Origin of the sequence: Phenylobacterium aquaticum (assembly GCF_947378715.1) — a bacterium.
GTDB lineage: Bacteria > Pseudomonadota > Alphaproteobacteria > Caulobacterales > Caulobacteraceae > Phenylobacterium > Phenylobacterium aquaticum_A.
In genome coordinates this window covers 1-3,106 of the sequence record NZ_CANCLE010000272.1, presented here as the reverse complement: position 1 = coordinate 3,106, position 3,106 = coordinate 1, and the positions used below count along the sequence as shown (strand labels likewise).

At 70.5% G+C, this 3,106-nt stretch carries 2 protein-coding genes; one reads left to right on the top strand and one right to left on the bottom strand.

Annotated features, from left to right (window positions below):
• On the top strand, window positions 1–882 hold an 882-nt coding region (locus tag Q7P21_RS20390; RefSeq protein ID WP_304180239.1), incomplete at its 5' end, for a glycoside hydrolase family 2 protein.
• A 22-nt stretch (window positions 883–904) separates the two neighbouring features.
• Here Q7P21_RS20390 and Q7P21_RS20385 read toward each other — a convergent pair.
• Window positions 905–3,037, bottom strand: a complete 2,133-nt coding sequence (locus Q7P21_RS20385) for an ATP-binding protein (RefSeq protein ID WP_304180237.1) — start codon at window positions 3,035–3,037, stop codon at window positions 905–907.
• Window positions 3,038–3,106: the final 69 nt, after the last annotated feature.

Below are 3,106 nucleotides of genomic sequence, written 5' to 3'. Positions count from 1 at the left end.
GGCGCCTCCTGGGACTTCGAGGACGTGCGCGACGTCTATCTGCGGCTGCTCTACGGCCATGACCCGGCCCGGCTGCGCCGCGAGGACCCGGCCCTCTATCTGGACCTGTCGCGCATGGTCAGCGCCGAGTTGATGGGCGAGGCGTTGAGCGAGTGGCGGCGTGAGGCGTCGTCGTGCCGTGGCGCGCTGGTCTGGACCCTGCAGGACGTGCGACCCGGCGCCGGCTGGGGTCTGTTGGACGCAGGCGCCGAGCCCAAGCCCGCCTGGTACGGCTTCCGCCGCGCGGCCCAGCCGCTGCAGGCGGCCCTCACCGACGAGGGGCTGAATGGCCTCAGCATTCACCTGCGCAATGAGACGCCGGTTGCGCGGTCGGTTCGGCTGGAGATGTCTCTGTGGCGGGGCGGCCGCCAGCGGATCGCCCGGGCTGAGCGCGAGGTCACCCTGGGCGCGCGGTCCAGCCAGGCGCTGTCGCTGCTGGAAATGCTGGGGACCTTCCTGGACGTGACCTATGCCTATCGCTTCGGCCCGCCCGGCCATGAGCTGACGGTCGCTGTCCTGACCGACGCGGCCACCGGCGAGGTGCTGTCCGAGGCCTTCCACTATCCGCTGGGACGATCGGCGGTCCCGCAGGGTGACGGCGTCGAGGTCGCTCTGGCGCCGGAGGCCGGTGGCTGGCGCCTCAGCCTGACCACGGAGGCCTTCATCGCCGGTGTGCATCTCGAGGTGGCCGGGTTCGACGCCGACGACGACTGGTTCCATCTGACGCCAGGCCGGACCAAGGTCGTGCGCTTGCGGCCCCGCCCGGAGACCGCGCCGGACGCCCGGCCGGAGGGCCTGGTCCTGGCGCCCGGCGGCGCGCGACTGGCGCGGATCTCGGCCTGATCGGCGGCAGGTCTGGCCGGGGTCAGGCCGGCGGCGCGCCGTCCTGCGCGGCGACATCGGGCAGGGCTATCTTGAAGATCGCGCCCCGGGGTTGCGCCGGCTCGGTCCAGATGCGGCCGCCGTGGTTCTCGACAATGGATTTTGAAATCGCCAGCCCCAGCCCCGTGCCGCCGACCTTGGTGGTGAACAGGTGGTCGAAGATGCGCTCGGCCGAGGCCTCATCGATTCCGCAGCCACGATCCTCCACGGCGACCTGGATCTCGCCGTTCTCGGCATGGCTGGTGCGCACGATCAGCCGCCGGTCCCCGGCGGGAACCTCGCGCATGGCGTCCAGGGCGTTGAGGATCAGGTTCAACATCACCTGCTGAATCTGGATGCGATCTCCGTCGACCCGGGGTTCGCCCTCGCAAAGCTGGACCACGGCCTCCACCCCGAGATTCAGCCGCTCGCTTTCCGTCAGGGCCAGGATCTCGACAAGGGCGTCGTCCAGCGGGAACTCGGCGGTCTGGTGTTCCTGCCGGGTGACCAGGGACCGCATCCGGTTGACGACCTCGCTGACGCGTCTGGCGTCCCGGGCGGCCCGGGCCATGGCCGCGGCGGCCATTTCGACATTGGGCGGGGTGTTGGTCAGCCAGCGCGTCGAGGCGTCGCTATTGGTGATCATGGCCGCCAGGGGCTGATTGATCTCGTGGGCGATGGACGTGGCGAAGGCCCCGAGCGCCGAGACGCGGGCCACGCGCATGAGCTCGGCGTTCACGTCCCGCAGCGCCTGCTCGGCGGCCTTGCGGTCGTCCACATTGCGCATCGAGACCAGCACGCCGAGCAGGTTGCCCGCGTCATCCAGCAGGGGCGCCGGACCGCCTTCCAGCCAGGTCCATCGGCCCTCAGGGGTCTGGATGCGCCATTCGCCGCGCCGGGGCGGCAACCCCTGGGTCACGTCGAAGAACATCCGCCGCGCCTCCTCCCGATCATCCTTGTGCACCAGGCCGGCCAGGGGACGGCCGACCATGTCCTCGGGACGCAGGCCATACTGGCGCACGGAGGGCGAGGCATAGACGACCTGCCCGTCGAGGCTGTGGCTCATGATGATGTCGGTGGCGTTGTCGGCCAGCAGCCGGTACCTCGCCTCGCTCTCGCCCAGGGCCGTGTTGGCGGCCTCGATCCGCCGGCGCTCCTCGACCGCATGGATCAGCCCGCGCTTGAACGCCTCCAGGGTGGCGGCGATCTGGCCGGTCTCATGGCTGTCGGACAGGTAGGGAATGTCGACCTCGGTGTCCCCGGCGTTGAGTCTCGCCATGGCGCCGACCAGGCCCCGCAGACGGCCGGTGACGCCCAGCGCGGTCGCGATCATCAGCGTGGCGGCCAGGCACAGCGAAATGAGCACCAGCGCCAGATTGAGCGCCAACTGACCTTCCAGCCTCGCCTCGCGCTCGCGCAGCATGCGGATGAGCTCCGTGAGGTCGGCGCGCCAGGTGGCGTCGATCTCGCGCTTCAACCTGGCGTCAAGGGCGGGACTGCCGATCGGCTGGTCACGAAACTGCTTCGCCGTGGCCGCCAGGCTGGCGGCGGGGACGGCCAAGGCCTTGCGTGCGCGGCCCCCTGCGTCGTGGGCCATCGCCTGGCGCAGGTCATAGGCGGTCGCGTCGGCGAAATTGACCACCTGACCCATGGCGAAGGCGCGCTCCTGAGGGCCGGCGGCGCGGGACGCGGCGGTCGCCGCCGCGAGCAGCCGGGGCAGCTTCACCGTCGCGGCGTCCATGGCGTAATAGCTGGCCAGTTCCGTATCGAGGGTGAGGCCCGACCCATCGCCGACCGCCCGGATCAGGGCCACGCCCGTCGCGACCCGGGTGTCGGGCCAGGCGGCGGCGAAGGCCCAGGCCTGTCCGATCGTGTCCAGTTTGAGATCGCGGGCATAGCGGCTCCGCAGGACGGCGACCGAGGGCGCCGCTTGGGCGGGGCTGGGCGGCGACACCATCGCCGGCCAGATCTCGGCCAGATAGGCCGTCCCATCCAATTCCCGCCGCGTGGTCTGGATGTCCTGCGAAACCCGGGCCACGAACAGGTACAACAGCAGGGCGATCGACGGCACGGCGCAGGCGGCGATCATCGCCACCCGCACGCCGATCGTCGTTCTGCGGTTTATGAATTCGAACATCTCAGTCAGGGTCGTCTTTCGCGCAGGCCATCACGCACCAAGCCGTTGATTCGGGAAGCGGCTTTGGCG